Genomic DNA, 16,306 nt, shown 5'->3' on the forward strand with positions numbered 1-16,306 from the left:
TCTTGCAGCTTGGGACTTCAGCCAAACTGCTTCTGCTGTTGCTGCTGCTTGGCCACGAGCTCGGAGGCCGAGATGTAGGCCTGCTGGAACTCGTCACTTTCCAGCCAGGCCATGGTGACGTCCTCGTCGGCGCCGTCGAGCCATTGGCGGTAGGCGGTGAACACCAGGACGATATAGTCAGTGGCATGCTCTTCCTTGTGGCCCTTGAGTACCAGCGCCAGCAACGGGTCTACCAGGAACACCGAGATCATCGGTACCAGGCCGCCTTCCTGGGCCTGTTTCATGCGCGCGAACAGATCGTTGTAGCTGCCCGAGTCCATGGCCTTGCTGAAGACCTGCTCGACGCTGGTGCTCTCGCCGCTCATGGCCTTGACCGCCTGCCCGCTGCGCACCATGCGGTTCTGCTTGGCCTTGGTGGCGGCGCGCTTGGCGCGTTTCTGTTGCTTGGTGTTGGAGGCCATGCGGGGCGGGTCCTTGGGCAGTCTGAAAGGAGCCAAGCTTGAGGCTTGGAGTCACATGCTTCAAGTCTCGAGCTACAAGTGAAAGCAGTCCAACGTCGCGACAGGCAGCTCATTGCACGCTCGTGTCCGGCGCGGATCGCTTTGCTTGTGGCTTGTGGCTTGTGGCTTGTGGCTTGTGGCTTGTGGCTTGTGGCTTTGCGCGGCACAAACAAAAAACCCCTGAACCTTTCGATTCAGGGGTTTCGATGTTTGGTGCCCAGAGACGGAGTCGAACCGCCGACACGAGGATTTTCAATCCTCTGCTCTACCGACTGAGCTATCTGGGCAACGGGGCGCATTAAAAAGCTTTTTCAGGTTTCGGTCAAGCGTCTTTTGAAAATTTTTTAAATTAATTCCGTCGCTTACGTTTTTCGGGGCTCATTCGCTAGGCGGTACGTAGCCTTCGGCCTTGGCGTAGTCCTCGCCAGAGAAGTACTTGTCCATCTCGCCCTGGAGGAACTTGCGGTCCTCGGCGTTCATCATGTTCAGGCGCTTCTCGTTGATCAGCATGGTCTGCTCCTTCTGCCAGTCGGCCCAGGCCTTCTGCGAGATGTGCTCGAAGATGTCCTGGCCCTTGGCGCCGGGGTAGGGCGGGCGCTCCAGGCCTGGCAGTTCTTCTTTGTACTTGCGGCACAACACGGTGCGGGTCATTGCGGCTCTCCTGCGGTGATTTGCTCGGCCGCGCGTTCGAGCAGTTTCTTGACCGGGGCGGCCAGGCCCAGGCGCGGCGGGGTGGCCAGGTTATACCAGAGCCAGTCGGCCTCGGCCATGCGCGGCTCGGCCCCGTCGACCTGGACCAGCCAGGGCTCGATGGCCAACTGGAAGTGGCTGAAGGTGTGCGTCAGCCCGTCCAGCGGCTGCCGCCCGGCCAGGCGCAGGCCGTGCTGGTAGGCCAGGTCCTCGAGCTGGCCCAGGCTGTCGAGTTCCGGCAGGCTCCACAAGCCGCCCCAGAGCCCCGTGGACGGGCGTCGGTAGAGCAGGATCTCGCCTTGCTCGTTGGCCAGCAGCGGCATCAGCGTGCGCCGCTGTGGCAGCGTCTTGCGCGGCTTGGGTTCGGGGTAGCGGGTCTCGAGGCCGAGCAGGTGCGCTTCGCATCCTTGCTGAAGGGGGCAGATCAGGCAACTCGGCTTGCTGCGCGTACACAAGGTCGCGCCCAGGTCCATCATCGCCTGGGTATAGTCGTTGACCCGGGTCAGCGGCGTGAAGCGTTCCGCCGCCGCCCACAGGGCATTGGCCACCTTGGGCTCGCCAGGGTAGCCCGGCTGCGCGATGAAGCGGGCCAGCACGCGCTTGACGTTGCCGTCGAGGATCGGGGCTCGCAGGCCCATGCTGATGCTGGCGATGGCGCCAGCGGTGGAGCGGCCGATGCCGGGCAGCTCGATCAGCTCGGCGACACTGCGCGGAAACTCTCCACCGTGCTGCTCGACCACGATCTTCGCGGCCTTCTGCAAGTTGCGCGCCCGGGTGTAGTAGCCCAGCCCGGTCCACAGGTGCAACACTTCGTCCTCGGGCGCCGCGGCAAGATCCGTGACGGTGGGCAGGGCCTGCATGAAGCGGTCGAAGTAGTTGAGCACGGTGCTCACCTGAGTCTGCTGCAGCATGATTTCCGAAACCCATACACGGTACGGGTTGATGCCCTGTTGCCAGGGCAGGTCATGACGGCCATGACGGTCGAACCAATCCAGCACGGCGCTGGAGAACTGCTGGGGATTCATCGTTTGAACAAGCCCTTGAGCGCGTCTTTGAGCTCGGGACTGACCTTGTCACCCAGCTTTTCGTCGATCTTCTCGTTGAGTTTTTCGTTGAGGCGGTTGCCGGCCAGCTTGGCGGCGACCTTGCCCAGACCATCCTGGTCCAGGCGGCAGGCCTTGGCGCCCAGTTCCAGCGGGCCACGGCAGCGTAGTGGTAGCTCGACCCCGACGTAGCGTTCGTTGACCTGGCAGGCCGGGTCCGGCATGGCGCGCTGGTCACCCTCGACCAGGATGCCGACCCGATAGTCCATGCCGAGTACGCGCAAGTCCAGGTCGCCGTTGCCATTGACTGCCAGGCCAGGGATGCGCGCCTTGAGGTCCGGGTTGCTGGCCACGCCGTTGCGTAGCACCAAGGTCCCGCGCAGTGCTTCGAACGGTGTGTCCTTGCCACGCGGCTCGCCGCTGAGCTGCTTGCGGTTGAGCGTGGCAATGGCCCGGCACAGCTGCTGCTCGAGATTGGCGTTGACCAGCACGCCGTCGTCGATGGTGAAGCTGGCATTGCCGTTGAGCGTGTCGATCAGGGCCTTCTGGCTGTTGCCGCTGGCCGTCAGGTCGCCGGACAACGTCAGCAGGCCCTTGACGGGTGGCGCCTGTTGCGGATCGTCGCGCTTGATGAAGTGCTCCACCGGCACTCGGTTGATCCGGGTACTAACGCCAAGCTGTGGCACTGCCGGACGCACGTCCAGGGTGCCATTGGCGCTGAAGGTGCCATTGTAGAGGTTGCCGCGCAGGCTTTGCAGGTTGAGCAGGCCGTTCTGGCCAGACACCTGGAGGCTGGCGTCCGCGATGGCCAGCTTGTTCAGGGTCAGGCGGGTGAAGCTCAGGTCGGCCTGCAGGTCGAGCGCGCGCAGACGGTCGATCGGCAGCAGCTTCTCATTGCTCCAGGCCACCTGCGTCGGCGTCGCCGGCAGTGGGCTGGTTCCGGCGCCCGCGGTTGCGCTGGCTTCCTGCTGACGCACCTCGGCCTGGCGGGCCGCGCCGACACTCTTGGTCTGCTCGCTCCTGGCGGGCAGGTAGCGGTCGGCGTCGAAGGCGTCATTCCTGAGCTGCAGGCGCAGGGCTTGCCTGGCGAAGTCGTCGATGGTGATGCGACCGCTGAAGGTGCTCTCGTCGAGCTTGAGCGTCAGATCCTCCAGGGCCAGGCTGCTGGCGCTGCCTTGCAGGCGCGTGACCAGTTCCAGCTTGCCGAAGGCGGCCGGGTCGCGGGTAGTCGGCAGCGGGTGGCCGATGCCCTCGAGGAAGGTGCGCAGGTCGAACTGGGCGACCGACAACCCGCCGCTGAGCTGGGGTGCCTTGTCCAGCTCGCGCACGTTCAGTTCGCCTAGGGCGCGCAACTGGTTAGCCGAGACTTTCAGGCCGCTCCAGGAGGCCACGTTGGCTGCCAGGTCGACCAGCAGCTGGCCCTGCGCCGCGAAGGTCACGGTCTTGCCGCCCAGTGGCTCGCCCGACGTTTCGCCGGAAAGGCGCATGTCCTCGAATGCATAGCGCTTGAGCTTGCGGTCCAGGCGCAGCTCGCCGGTGAGTTCGGTGCGCGCCTTGAGGTTCGGCTTGCCGACGCTGAGGAAAGCCGAGGCCTTGAGTGGAATGTTCACGCCTTCATGCACGGCATCGGTGCTCAGCTGGATGCTTTCGGCGGCGAAGGTCTGGCCGGTGCGCGCGTCGCTGTAGCGGACCCGTGCGTTGTTGATGGTCAGGCTATCGATATCCAGCTTCACCGAACGTGCCGGGCTGGCCTGCTCGCCATCCGCGGCGACGTCCTCGTCCGGCGCCGAGGCAGGGGCCGTGTCGCTCTTGCCATCGGGCAGCGGTTTGCCGATGTCTTCCCAGTTGCCATGGCCCTGTTCGTCGCGCGCCAGGATCAGGTCCAGGCCTTCGATGCGGACATCGCTCATCTGCACTTCGCGACGCAGCAGCGGCAGGACCCGCACCGAGAGGCCGAGCATCTGCAGGTCGGCGAATGGCACCTTGGGGTTCTGCAACGTGGCGACGCTGGCCTCGTGCAGCTCCAGGCCCAGCCAGGGGAACAGGCTCCAGCCGATATCGCCATCGAGGGTCAGCTCCACGTGCGCCTTTTCGCGAGCCAGTTGGCGGATCTCGTCTTTGTAGTCGTTGGGGTCGAAGAGGTGGGTCAGGGCGAAGCCCAGCGCCACGATGACCAGCAACAATCCGAGAAGTACCAGCCCCAGGATTTTGCCGAACGCTTTCATGGGCGAGTCCTTGTAGTCCGATTTCTGAAGTTGACGGCCGCTGAGTATAACGTCACGGCCTGCACTGTCTGAGTATCCGACCAATGATATCGGATATTTCCTACTCTATTTCTCGGTCCATGGCGGCAGCCAGGGCAGTCCGAGCCGTTGGCCGATTTGCAGGCTGCGAGGCTGCGCCTCCGCTGAAGCCACTGGTGAAATTTACCGTGACACAGTAGAGCGGACCGGCGTGCGCGCTGGTACTCTTGCGCCGCTTCGCAGCGACTGCGGCCTATTGTCGCGGACGATTGGAAAAGACTGACCATTGCCTTCGCACAGGCCAGGGAAAGCCGGGCATCCGACCCTCGAAGCGTGCCTTTACCTACATAGGAACCATCATGAACAAGCATATCGAGGCAGGGGTGCCGGCGAAACAGCCAGGCTTCCTGTCCAAGGAGCGCATCATTGCTCGTCCCGGCTTCAACCGCTGGCTGGTCCCGCCGGCGGCCCTGGCCATCCACCTGTGCATCGGCATGGCCTACGGCTTCTCGGTGTTCTGGCTGCCGCTGTCGCAGGCGATCGGCATCGACGCCCCGGTGGCCTGCGCACCGGACATGAGCTTCGTGGCTCGTCTGTCGAGCAGCGACTGTGACTGGCCGATCTCGATGCTCAGCTGGATCTACACCCTGTTCTTCGTCTTCCTCGGCTGCTCGGCCGCCGTGCTCGGTGGCTGGCTGGAGCATGCCGGCCCGCGCAAGGCTGGCCTGGTCTCGGCCTTGTGCTGGTGCGGTGGCCTGCTGATCTCGGCGATCGGCGTGAAGACCCATCAGCTGTGGCTGATGTGGCTGGGCTCGGGCGTGATTGGCGGTATCGGCCTGGGCCTGGGCTACATCTCGCCGGTCTCGACCTTGATCAAGTGGTTCCCGGACAAGCGTGGCATGGCGACCGGCATGGCCATCATGGGCTTTGGTGGCGGTGCCATGGTCGGTGCTCCGCTGGCGACCGCGCTGATGGGGCATTTCGCTTCCGCCGAAAGCGTCGGCGTGTGGCAGAGCTTCGTGGTCATGGCGCTGATCTACCTGGTGTTCATGACTGCCGGTGCCCTGGCCTATCGCGTACCGCCGACCGGTTGGAAGCCGGCAGGCTGGATGGTACCGCAGAAGAAATCCGCCAGCGGCATGATCACCGACCGGCACGTGCACGTCAGCGTGGCCTGGAAGACGCCACAGTTCGTGCTGATCTGGCTGGTGCTGTGCCTGAACGTTTCGGCCGGTATCGGTATCCTCGGCATGGCTTCGCCGCTGCTGCAGGAAGTCTTCGCCGGCAAGTTGCTGGGCAACGAGCTGAGCTTCGGCGAGCTCAACGCCGCCCAGCTGGCACAGATCGCGGCCATTGCCGCCGGCTTCACCGGTTTGCTCAGCCTGTTCAACATCGGCGGGCGGTTCTTCTGGGCGTCCTTCTCCGACTACATCGGTCGCAAGAACACCTATTTCGCCTTCTTCGTCATCGGCGTGGCGCTCTACGGCCTGGTGCCGAACATGGGCCACATCGGCAACGTCGCGCTGTTCGTGGCAGCGTTCTGCATCATCCTGTCGATGTACGGTGGCGGTTTCTCCACGGTGCCTGCCTACTTGGCGGACCTGTTCGGCACGCAGATGGTCGGTGCCATCCACGGTCGCCTGCTGACCGCCTGGGCCGCTGCCGGCGTGCTCGGCCCGGTGCTGATCACCTACCTGCGCGAATACCAGCTGGCGGCTGGGGTCGAGCGTGCGGCGGCCTACGACATGACCTTGTACATCCTGGCTGGCCTGCTGGTGCTGGGCTTCATCTGCAACGCCCTGGTCCGGCCGGTCGCCGACAAGTACTTCATGACCGATGCCGAGCTTGCCGCCGAGCGTGCCCTGAGCCATGACAAGGGAGCCAACGGCAGCCAGGTCCTGGAGTGGAAAGCCGCCCCTGGCAGCAAGCCGCTGGTGGTGTTCGCCTGGCTGGTGGTGGGGATTCCGCTGGCCTGGGGGATCTGGGTGACCTTGCAGAAGACGGCGGTGCTGTTCAATTGATGCGTCAGCGCGGCGATGAACAGTCGCCCGCCGATTCCTGGAGCGTGCGGCCCATCGAGGCCGCACGCACACCTGGGCCGCGCCACGCGTGCCTGGAACAAATTTCCCCGCTACCTGTCATCCGCGTTCCAAGCCGCGCGCTTCTGGGCCTATAATGTCGGCCTTTTCGCCCAATGATTCTGCGGAGCTGGTGATGGTCGAACGTAAGGCTTCCGTCGAGCGCAATACCCTGGAAACCCAGGTGAAGGCCTCGATCAACCTCGATGGCAGTGGCAAGGCCCGATTCGATATCGGCGTGCCTTTCCTGGAACACATGCTCGACCAGATCGCCCGGCACGGGTTGATCGATCTGGACATCGAGTGCAAGGGCGACCTGCACATCGACGATCACCATACCGTCGAAGACGTCGGCATCACCCTGGGCCAGGCATTCGCCCAGGCCATTGGCGACAAGAAGGGCATCCGCCGCTACGGACATGCCTACGTGCCGCTGGACGAGGCGCTGTCGCGCGTGGTCATCGATTTTTCCGGGCGCCCTGGCTTGCAGATGCACGTACCCTACACCCGCGCTTCGGTCGGTGGTTTCGATGTGGACCTGTTCCAGGAATTCTTCCAGGGCTTCGTCAACCATGCCCTGGTGACCCTGCATATCGACAATCTCCGTGGGCACAACACCCACCACCAGATCGAGACGGTGTTCAAGGCCTTCGGCCGCGCGCTGCGCATGGCGGTGGAACTGGATGAACGCATGGCCGGGCAGATGCCCTCCACCAAGGGTTGCCTGTAATGCAGACAGTAGCCGTCATCGACTATGGCATGGGCAACCTCCACTCGGTGGCCAAGGCCCTGGAGCATGTAGGCGCCGGCAAGGTGCTGGTCAGCAGCGACGCCGCGGTGATCCGCGAAGCCGACCGCGTGGTGTTTCCTGGCGTCGGCGCGATCCGTGACTGCATGGCCGAGATCCGTCGCCTGGGCTTCGACAGCCTGGTTCGCGAAGTCAGCCAGGACCGCCCGTTCCTCGGCATCTGCGTGGGCATGCAAGCCTTGCTCGATCACAGCGAGGAAAACGCCGGCGTCGACTGCATCGGTCTGTTCCCCGGGCAGGTACGCTTCTTCGGCAAGGACCTGCGCGAGGACGACCAGCACCTGAAGGTCCCGCACATGGGCTGGAACCAGGTGAGCCAGTCCGTCGACCACCCGCTCTGGCACGACATTCCCGATCAGGCACGCTTCTACTTCGTGCATAGCTACTACATCGATGCCGGCAAGCCGGGGCAGGTGGTGGGGCGCGGCCGCTATGGCGTCGACTTCGCCGCCGCGCTGGCCGACGGCTCGCGCTTCGCCGTGCAGTTCCATCCGGAGAAGAGCCACACCCACGGCCTGCAGCTGCTGCAGAACTTCATTGCCTGGGACGGGCGCTGGTAATGGGCCGGCCTGGCCCCAAGGCTGCCCGAATGACCCTGGCGCCAGAGCAGGAGCGCGAGGCGCTCGATACCCTCAAGCGCTTTCTCGAAGAGCGTTTCGAGCTGCGACTGGGGTCGTTCGAGGTGGCCGAGGTGCTCGAGCTGTTCAGCAAGGAAATCGCTCCGCACTATTACAACCGGGCGATCGCCGACGTGCAGGTACACCTCAAGGAGCGCTTCGAGAGCATCGAAAGCGACCTGTGGGCGCTCGAGAAGAGTCATTGACCGAGCAGGCGCGACACGGCTTGATCGCCTGACGAACATTTGATGCGCATGCATGCAGCCAGTGGCTTGCAGCTTGCCGCCTGAACCGACGAAGGACACAGCATGCTGATTATTCCTGCTATCGATCTAAAGGATGGCGCCTGCGTACGCCTGCGCCAGGGCCGCATGGAAGACTCTACGGTGTTTTCCGATGACCCGGTGAGCATGGCCGCCAAGTGGGTCGAAGGCGGCTGCCGCCGGTTGCACCTGGTCGACCTGAACGGCGCCTTCGAAGGCCAGCCGGTCAATGGCGAAGTGGTGACCGCCATCGCCAGGCGCTACCCGGACCTGCCGATCCAGATCGGTGGTGGCATCCGCTCGCTGGAAACCATCGAGCATTACGTCAAGGCCGGGGTCAGCTACGTGATCATCGGAACCAAGGCGGTCAAGCAGCCAGAATTCGTCGCCGAAGCCTGCAAGGCGTTCCCTGGCAAGGTCATCGTCGGTCTGGACGCCAAGGACGGTTTCGTCGCCACCGATGGCTGGGCCGAGGTCAGCTCCGTGCAGGTGATCGACCTGGCCAGGCGTTTCGAGGCCGATGGGGTATCGGCCATCGTCTATACCGACATCGCCAAGGACGGCATGATGCAAGGCTGCAACGTGCCCTTCACCAAGGCCCTGGCCGAAGCCACTTCGATTCCGGTGATCGCCTCTGGCGGCATCCACGATCTTGGTGATATCAGGGCACTGCTCGAAGCCAGGGCGCCTGGCATCATCGGCGCGATCACTGGCCGCGCCATCTACGAAGGCACCCTTGACGTCGCCGAGGCCCAGGCTTTCTGCGACACCTACGCGTAAGCGGCAAGCCACAAGCTAAAAGCGAGACCGCACCGCTTGTCCTTGCACTGCAAGCCAGGCAATGCATGATCGCTTGCAGCTTGAAACCCGCCAACGGAGAAGTTCATGGCTTTAGCAAAACGTATCATCCCTTGCCTGGACGTGGACAACGGCCGGGTGGTCAAGGGTGTCAAGTTCGAGAATATCCGCGATGCCGGCGACCCGGTGGAAATCGCTCGGCGCTACGATGAGCAAGGCGCCGACGAAATCACCTTCCTCGACATCACCGCCAGCGTCGATGGTCGGGATACCACCTTGCACACGGTCGAGCGCATGGCCAGCCAGGTGTTCATTCCCCTGACCGTGGGCGGCGGGGTGCGCACCGTGCAGGACATCCGCAACCTGCTCAATGCCGGTGCCGACAAGGTGTCGATCAATACGGCGGCGGTGTTCGATCCAGCGTTCGTCGGCGAGGCCGCCGACCGTTTCGGTTCGCAGTGCATCGTCGTCGCCATCGATGCGAAGAAGGTCTCGGCACCGGGCCAGGCGCCTCGCTGGGAGATCTTCACCCATGGCGGTCGCAAGCCGACCGGGCTGGACGCGGTCGAGTGGGCACGCAAGATGGAAGGCCTGGGCGCTGGCGAGATCCTGCTGACCAGCATGGACCAGGACGGCATGAAAAGCGGCTTCGACCTGGGCGTGACCCGCGCGATCAGCGATGCGCTGGGGATTCCGGTCATCGCCTCCGGTGGCGTGGGCAACCTCCAGCATCTGGCGGACGGAATCCTCGAGGGGCATGCCAGCGCGGTATTGGCCGCGAGCATCTTCCATTTCGGCGAATACACGGTGCCTGAAGCCAAGGCCTACATGGCCCAGCGCGGTATCGTGGTTCGCTGAGCCGCAGCCGGGCCGCGCGGCGGCCCGGCTTCAGCCGTGGTTGCGTCCCAGCAGCGCGTGGTACAGCTCGCTGTCCCCCAGGATGCCCACCACTGAATTGCCTTCCTGCAGCACCAGCTTGTTGCCGGTCTGATAGCGGATCTGCAGCGCTTCGCGCATGCCGATATCGGCGTTCACCAGGGTAGGCTTGCGATCCAGGGTCTCGACTGCCTGGCCGGGTTTCCAGTCCTGCAGGTCCAGCCCGTTGATGCCCTGGCGCGCACCCTTGATGGTGTTGCCCTCGGCCAGGTCCAGCCAGGAATCAACGCCCGGGTCCAGGCATACCGAGCCGTTGATGCGCTTGCACTTGTCCAGGCTGCGCATGAGGCTGCGACCGCATAGCACGTTGAGCGGATTGGTGTGGGCGACGAAGGTCCGGACATAGTCGTCGGCGGGGTTGAGCACGATCTCCTCGGGCTTGCTGTACTGGATGATCCGGCCGTCCTTCATGATGGCGATGCGGCTACCGAGCTTCAACGCTTCGTCCAGGTCATGGCTGACGAAGACGATGGTCTTGCTCAACTTGCGTTGCAGCTCCAGCAGCTCGTCCTGCAGGCCCTGGCGGATCAATGGGTCCAGCGCCGAGAAAGGCTCGTCCATCAGCAGGATATCGGCGTCCATGGCCAGCGCGCGGGCCAGTCCGACCCGTTGCTGCATGCCGCCGGAAAGCTCGTCGGGCTTCTTGTTGCGCCATTGGCTCAGGCCTACCAGCTCGAGCTTCTCGTCCACCAGCTTGCGCCGTTCCTTTTCCGGGCGCCCTTGCATTTCCAGGCCGAAGCTGATGTTTTCGCGCACGGTCAACCAGGGCATCAAGGCGAACTTCTGGAACACCATGGCGATGCGCTTGGTGCGCATCATCTTCAGTTCGGCGGGGCTGCAGTGGGCGATATCGATCGCCGTGCCGTCATGCTCGACGAACAGCTTGCCGCGGCTGACGGTGTTGAGGCCGTTGATGCAGCGCAGCAGGCTCGACTTGCCCGAGCCCGACAGCCCCATCAGCACGCAGATCTCGCCTTTGTCGATGTCCAGGTTGGCTTTTTCCACACCGACGACCAGGCCGGTCTGCTTGAGGATCTGCTCGCGGGTCATGCCTTGGTCAAGCAGGGCGAGGGCCTCGCGCGGGCGGTTGGAGAAGATCACGTCGACGTCTTCGAAACGAATGATGTTCATGCCTCGCTCCTCGCTGGCAGCTCCGGTTGCTTGCAGATACGGTCGAGCATGATCGCCAGCAGCACGATGGCCAGGCCGGCTTCGAAGCCCAGGGAGATGTCGGCGGTATTGAGCGCGTTGACCACGGGTTTGCCCAGCCCGTCGGCACCGACCAGGGCGGCGATCACCACCATCGACAGCGACAGCATGATGCACTGGGTCACGCCAGCGGCGATGCTCGGCATGGCGTGGGGCAGCTCGATGCGCGTCAGCAGCTGGCGGCGCGAACAGCCGAAGGCCTTGCCGGCGTCGAGCAGTTCCTGGGGCACGTCGCAGATACCCAGGTAGGTCAGGCGGATCGGCGCGGCGATGGCGAACACCACGGTGGAGATCAGTCCCGGCACCACGCCCAGGCCGAACAACGTCAGGGTGGGGATCAGGTAGACGAAGGTCGGCACGGTCTGCATCAGGTCGAGGACCGGGCGCATGGCGGTGTAGAACATTGGCTTGTGCGCGGCGACGATGCCCAGCGGCACGCCGATGGCGACGCAGACCACCGTGGCGAAGGTGACCTGGGCCAGGGTCTCCATGGTTTCCTGCCAGTAGCCCAGGTTGAGGATCAGCAGGAACGAAAGGGCGCAAAAGGCAGTAAGGGCCCACTTGCGCTGGATCAGGTGCGCAAGCCCCGCGAACAGGACGATGAGGGCGAACGGGTTGAACCAGGTCAGGGCGCTGGTGACGCCATGGATCATGAATTCCAGGCCCTGGGCAATGGCGTCGAAGTAGTTGGCGCCGTTCTGGGTCAACCATTCCACGAACGAGGCGATGTACTGCCCCAACGGTATTTTCTGATCGATAAGCATGATAGCGAGCTTCCACCTGCAGGGATTGAAGTCGGCCTGTGCCGGCCAAGGCGCCGGCACAGGGGCGTGCTTGCTGCTACTGCGTCAGTCTGGCCCTGGCTGCCTCCAGCCCCGGTTCGCCATCCACGGTCTTCACGCCGGCCAGCCAGCTGTCGAGCACCTGCGGGTTGGCCTTCAGCCAGGCCCTGGCGGCAGCTTCAGGCTTCATCTTGTCGTCCAGCACATTGCCCATCAGCGTGCTTTCCATGTCCAGGGTGAACGACAGGTTCTTCAGCAACCGGCCGACGTTGCTGCACTGCTCGACATAACCCTTGCGGGTGTTGGTGAGGACCGTCGCCTTGCCATAGTCGGGGCCGAAGAACGCATCCCCGCCCGACAGGTACTTCATGTCGAACCGCTTGTTCATCGGATGCGGTTCCCAGCCAAGGAACACCACGGCTTCGCCGCGCTTGGTGGCCCGGTCGACCTGCGAAAGCATGCCGGCCTCGCTGGATTGCACCAGCTTGAAACCCGCGTCCTTCAGGCCGAACGCATTCTTGTCGATCATGCTCTGGATGGTGCGGTTGCCGTCGTTGCCCGGCTCGATGCCATAGATCTTGCCAGCGAGCTCCTGCTTGAACCTGGCGATATCGGCGAAATCCTTGAGTCCCTTGTCGTACAGCGCCTTGGGAACGGCCAGGGTGTACTTGGCGTTTTCCAGGTTGGCGCGCACCGTCTCGACGGTGCCGGCATCGCGGTACTGCTTGATGTCGTTTTCCATGGTCGGCATCCAGTTGCCGAGGAACACGTCGAGGTCCTTACCAGCGGCCAGCGACTTGTAGGTCACCGGGACCGAGATCATGGTGGTGCGGGTCTTGTAGCCGAGCGCCTGGAGGACCGTGCTGGTCACGGCCGTGGTGACGGTGATGTCGGTCCAGCCAACGTCCGAGAAACGGACGGTCCGGCATTGTTCGGGCTCAGCGGCCTGGGCCAGCAACGGAGCTGCGCACAGCGCCACCAGCAACAGCGGGGTCGGGCGTTTCATGAAAGGTGGACTCCTGTGTTCTTGTCTTCGGGTGTCCCGGGTCGCCGTGCTTTCTATGGCAGCGGTCGGCCTTGGTCGCCTGGCGGCAACGGACGGGGCCGTGCAGTCGTGAGTCGCTTTCGATCATCCACCAGTGCTGGTCGATCGCCTACTGGTGGGGTCGTATCCAGTACAGCATGGGTCGCATCTGGTGAGGACGATGTCGCATATAGGTTGTTCGCCATCGGCGTGCATCGTTTTGCGTCATCCGGCAGCCGGGAAACGCCCTGGGCGCAGCCGTTGGCATGCGGCGCCGACGGACAAAAGTACGTCGCTTGCAGACGTCGTGAGAACGCTCAAAAGCCCGATGATGCCGGCCTCCAAGGCGGCTCCGTGCCTGAGCCTGGCACATCCGCCACCTGTGCAATGTCGCAGGCAGACAAGCCCATCAAGAGGTGATTCGACAATGGCCATCAGCGTGTTCGACCTGTTCAAGATAGGTGTCGGGCCCTCCAGCTCGCATACCGTCGGCCCCATGCGTGCCGCCGCTTTGTTCGTCCAGGGCCTGCGCGAGCGCGGCGAGCTGGAGCAAGTCGAGCGCGTCGAAGTGCGCCTGTACGGCTCGCTATCGGCGACCGGCATCGGTCATGGCACCGACAATGCCACCCTGATGGGGCTGATGGGGGAATGGCCGGATGCGATCGACCCTACCCGGATCGTTCCGCGCATTGCTGACGTGCGCGAAACCAATGTCCTGCTCCTGGACGCTCGACATGGCATCGAGTTCGTCTGGGCTCGCGACATGCGCTTGCTCGACGAGAACCTGCCCTATCATCCCAACGCCATGACCTTGGTGGCCGAGGGCAGGGATGGCGAGTTGCACCGTGATACCTACTACTCGGTCGGTGGCGGTTTCGTGGTCGATGCCGCCCAGGCCGCGAGCGGCGTGCTGGATGCCGACGATACCGTCTTGCCCTATGACTTCGACAGTGCAGCCGAGCTGCTGCGGTTGTGCAAGCAAAACGACCTGAGCGTGTCGCAACTGATGATGGCCAACGAGAAGGCCTGGCGCAGCGAAGAGGAAATCCGCGCCGGCCTGCTCAAGCTGTGGGAGGCCATGCAGGCGTGCGTGAGCAATGGCCTGAAGCACGAAGGCACCTTGCCCGGCGGGCTCAACGTGCGCCGTCGGGCAGCCAGACTGCACCGTAGCCTGCAGGAGCTGGGCAAGCCCAACGTGATCGGTTCGACCCTCAATGCCATGGAGTGGGTCAACCTGTTCGCCCTGGCGGTGAACGAAGAGAATGCCGCCGGCGGTCGCATGGTGACGGCACCGACCAATGGCGCCGCGGGCATCATTCCGGCGGTGCTGCACTATTTCATGCGCTTTAGCGACATGGTCGACGAATCCCAGGTGGTCGATTTCTTCCTCGGCGCGGCGGCGGTAGGCATCCTGTGCAAGAAGAACGCCTCGATCTCCGGCGCCGAGGTGGGTTGTCAGGGCGAGGTCGGCTCGGCTTGCGCCATGGCGGCGGCGGGCTTGGCCCAAGTCCTCGGCGCAACGCCGGAGCAATTGGAAAATGCCGCCGAGATTGCGCTCGAGCACAATCTTGGGCTGACCTGCGACCCGGTCGGCGGCCTGGTCCAGGTGCCATGCATCGAGCGCAATGCGATCGCCGCGGTCAAGGCGATCAATGCGGTACAGATGGCCCTGCGCGGGGACGGTGAGCATTTCATTTCCCTCGACCAGGTGATCCGTACCATGCGCGACACCGGTGCGGACATGCACGACAAGTACAAGGAAACCTCCCGCGGCGGGCTGGCGGTGAGCGCCATCGAGTGCTGAGCGCCACGCGCTTTTCCAAGGCTTGCTGGCCACGGCGTGCCATATTCCGGTGCGCCGTCCTTGCCGTCGTTTCGCACCGGGTCGCCTATACTTCGCAACAGTGGTGACACTTTGCACATGTCGTTCGTTGGTACGTTTCCTACAAGTGCTACCGAAATGCCCACGAGACGGAAGCAAGCGCGCTGGCACGCGCCTTAGCGCTGAACGAAAGTCCCCATGGCAGTTCCGAAATGCCTCGCCATGAGGGTCGCTTCTGGGCTTTGTTGCACGACCGTTCAATTTCAGGCACGACAATTGCGTCGTGTTCGACAAAGCCCCGCAGACGAATCGGGGCCATGACAAGAAACAGTGCCCGCCTGAGGCACGCCCTGCATTGTGTGAGGAGAACTCGCGATGACTTCGTATACCTCCGGAAACCCGCAACAGAATCGCACTGCGCCCCAGTCCATCGGTTTTCTCCTGCTGGACAACTTCACTCTCATTTCCCTCGCTTCCGCTGTCGAGCCACTGCGCATGGCCAACCAGCTGTCCGGGCGAGAACTGTATCGCTGGCATACGTTGACCCTCGATGGCGGTCAGGTCTGGGCCAGCGACGGCTTGCGGATCACCCCTGACGCTGCCATGCACGGCGCGCCGCCCACGGATACCGTCATCGTCTGTGGCGGCGTGGGTATCCAGCGCGCCGTCACCCGTGACCATGTCACCTGGCTGCAGACCCAGGCGCGCCAGTCGCGTCGGCTGGGCGCGGTGTGCACCGGCAGTTGGGCGCTGGCCTGCGCCGGGCTGCTCGACGGTTTCGATTGCAGCGTGCACTGGGAGTGCTTGGCCGCGATGCAGGAGGCCTTCCCACGGGTGAACATGAGCACGCGGCTGTTCACCCTCGATCGCAACCGCTTCACCAGCTCCGGCGGGACCGCGCCGCTGGACATGATGCTGCACCTGATCAGCCGCGACCACGGGCGTGAACTGTCGGCGGCAATCTCCGAAATGTTCGTCTACGAACGCATCCGCAACGAGCAGGACCATCAGCGTGTGCCGCTCAAGCACATGCTTGGCACCAACCAGCCCAAGCTGCAGGAAATCGTCGCGCTGATGGAAGCCAACCTCGAGGAACCGATCGATCTGGATGAGCTGGCCGTGTACGTCTCGGTCTCGCGTCGCCAGCTCGAGCGGCTGTTCCAGAAGTACCTGCACTGCTCGCCGTCGCGCTACTACCTCAAGCTGCGCCTGATTCGCGCCCGGCAATTGCTCAAGCAGACCCCGATGTCGATCATCGAGGTGGCCTCGGTCTGCGGTTTCGTGTCCACGCCGCACTTCTCCAAGTGCTACCGCGAATACTTCGGCATCCCGCCACGTGACGAGCGCGTCGGCTCGAACACTACCCAGCAGGTGGCAATGATGCCGATCCCGCAGGCCATGGTGCTTTCGCCGCATGGCGGGCCGCTGGCCTCGCTGAGCCAGGCGCGCAACGAATCGACGTTTGCCAGTGTGAGGTTGTAGGGACGGTTGTC

15 protein-coding genes and 1 tRNA gene are annotated in these 16,306 nt (G+C 63.7%); 8 read left to right on the forward strand and 8 right to left on the reverse strand.

The genetic code is table 11. From position 1 onward, the window contains the following. Nucleotides 1–17: 17 nt before the first annotated feature. The 5 genes from ACY8GK_RS17305 to ACY8GK_RS17325 all read right to left on the reverse strand — a co-directional run bounded on the left by ACY8GK_RS17305 (nucleotide 18) and on the right by ACY8GK_RS17325 (nucleotide 4,458). Nucleotides 18–461 (reverse strand): hypothetical protein, encoded by a 444-nt coding sequence (locus tag ACY8GK_RS17305; protein WP_196179458.1) that lies wholly within the window; start codon nucleotides 459–461, stop codon nucleotides 18–20. Between the two features lie 250 nt (nucleotides 462–711). Then, nucleotides 712–787 (reverse strand) — tRNA-Phe (locus tag ACY8GK_RS17310). 91 nt (nucleotides 788–878) lie between these two features. Then, nucleotides 879–1,151, reverse strand: a complete 273-nt coding sequence (locus tag ACY8GK_RS17315; RefSeq protein ID WP_196179456.1) for an oxidative damage protection protein — start codon at nucleotides 1,149–1,151, stop codon at nucleotides 879–881. Further along, complete coding sequence (gene mutY, locus ACY8GK_RS17320; protein ID WP_462401704.1) at nucleotides 1,148–2,215, reverse strand: A/G-specific adenine glycosylase; 1,068 nt, start codon at nucleotides 2,213–2,215, stop codon at nucleotides 1,148–1,150. The genes ACY8GK_RS17315 and mutY overlap by 4 nt, the downstream gene beginning before the upstream one ends. Next, on the reverse strand, nucleotides 2,212–4,458 hold the full coding sequence (locus ACY8GK_RS17325; protein WP_462401705.1) for an AsmA family protein: 2,247 nt from the start codon (nucleotides 4,456–4,458) through the stop codon (nucleotides 2,212–2,214). Before ACY8GK_RS17325 ends, mutY begins: the two co-directional genes overlap by 4 nt. Nucleotides 4,459–4,835: 377 nt before the next feature. Between ACY8GK_RS17325 and ACY8GK_RS17330 the strand changes: the two genes are divergently transcribed. The 6 genes from ACY8GK_RS17330 (at nucleotide 4,836) to hisF (ending at nucleotide 9,898) form a co-directional block, all read left to right on the forward strand. After that, entirely contained in the window at nucleotides 4,836–6,497 is a 1,662-nt protein-coding gene (locus ACY8GK_RS17330) for an OFA family MFS transporter (protein ID WP_462401706.1), read from the forward strand. 193 nt (nucleotides 6,498–6,690) lie between these two features. Beyond that, entirely contained in the window at nucleotides 6,691–7,284 is a 594-nt protein-coding gene (hisB, locus tag ACY8GK_RS17335) for an imidazoleglycerol-phosphate dehydratase HisB (protein WP_196179448.1), read from the forward strand. Continuing rightward, nucleotides 7,284–7,922 (forward strand): imidazole glycerol phosphate synthase subunit HisH, encoded by a 639-nt coding sequence (gene hisH, locus ACY8GK_RS17340; RefSeq protein ID WP_462401707.1) that lies wholly within the window; start codon nucleotides 7,284–7,286, stop codon nucleotides 7,920–7,922. The genes hisB and hisH overlap by 1 nt, the downstream gene beginning before the upstream one ends. Further along, nucleotides 7,922–8,185: a DUF2164 domain-containing protein gene (locus tag ACY8GK_RS17345; RefSeq protein ID WP_196179445.1), complete on the forward strand. Its 264-nt coding sequence runs from the start codon at nucleotides 7,922–7,924 to the stop codon at nucleotides 8,183–8,185. Before hisH ends, ACY8GK_RS17345 begins: the two co-directional genes overlap by 1 nt. Before the next feature lie 102 nt (nucleotides 8,186–8,287). Next, entirely contained in the window at nucleotides 8,288–9,022 is a 735-nt protein-coding gene (gene hisA, locus ACY8GK_RS17350) for a 1-(5-phosphoribosyl)-5-[(5-phosphoribosylamino)methylideneamino]imidazole-4-carboxamide isomerase (RefSeq protein ID WP_196179443.1), read from the forward strand. Between the two features lie 105 nt (nucleotides 9,023–9,127). After that, the gene (gene hisF, locus ACY8GK_RS17355; protein WP_196179441.1) at nucleotides 9,128–9,898 is read left to right on the forward strand and encodes an imidazole glycerol phosphate synthase subunit HisF; all 771 of its coding nucleotides are present in this window, start codon (nucleotides 9,128–9,130) and stop codon (nucleotides 9,896–9,898) included. A gap of 30 nt (nucleotides 9,899–9,928) precedes the next feature. Here the strand turns inward: hisF and choV are convergent, their stop codons facing one another. The 3 genes from choV to ACY8GK_RS17370 form a co-directional block, all read right to left on the reverse strand. After that, nucleotides 9,929–11,107, reverse strand: a complete 1,179-nt coding sequence (gene choV, locus ACY8GK_RS17360) for a choline ABC transporter ATP-binding protein (protein WP_196179439.1) — start codon at nucleotides 11,105–11,107, stop codon at nucleotides 9,929–9,931. Then, complete coding sequence (gene choW / locus ACY8GK_RS17365) at nucleotides 11,104–11,952, reverse strand: choline ABC transporter permease subunit (protein ID WP_462403038.1); 849 nt, start codon at nucleotides 11,950–11,952, stop codon at nucleotides 11,104–11,106. Before choW ends, choV begins: the two co-directional genes overlap by 4 nt. A 73-nt stretch (nucleotides 11,953–12,025) precedes the next feature. After that, nucleotides 12,026–12,973 (reverse strand): choline ABC transporter substrate-binding protein, encoded by a 948-nt coding sequence (locus ACY8GK_RS17370; RefSeq protein WP_462401708.1) that lies wholly within the window; start codon nucleotides 12,971–12,973, stop codon nucleotides 12,026–12,028. Nucleotides 12,974–13,418: 445 nt separating this feature from the next. On the opposite strand from ACY8GK_RS17370, the gene ACY8GK_RS17375 reads away from it, so the two are divergent. After that, on the forward strand, nucleotides 13,419–14,795 hold the full coding sequence (locus tag ACY8GK_RS17375; RefSeq protein ID WP_462401709.1) for an L-serine ammonia-lyase: 1,377 nt from the start codon (nucleotides 13,419–13,421) through the stop codon (nucleotides 14,793–14,795). A 393-nt stretch (nucleotides 14,796–15,188) separates the two neighbouring features. Beyond that, nucleotides 15,189–16,295, forward strand: coding sequence for a choline metabolism transcriptional regulator GbdR (gene gbdR, locus ACY8GK_RS17380; protein WP_196179433.1), 1,107 nt, complete (start codon nucleotides 15,189–15,191; stop codon nucleotides 16,293–16,295). Nucleotides 16,296–16,306: the final 11 nt, after the last annotated feature.

The organism is Pseudomonas sp. Marseille-QA0332 (genome assembly GCF_054950175.1).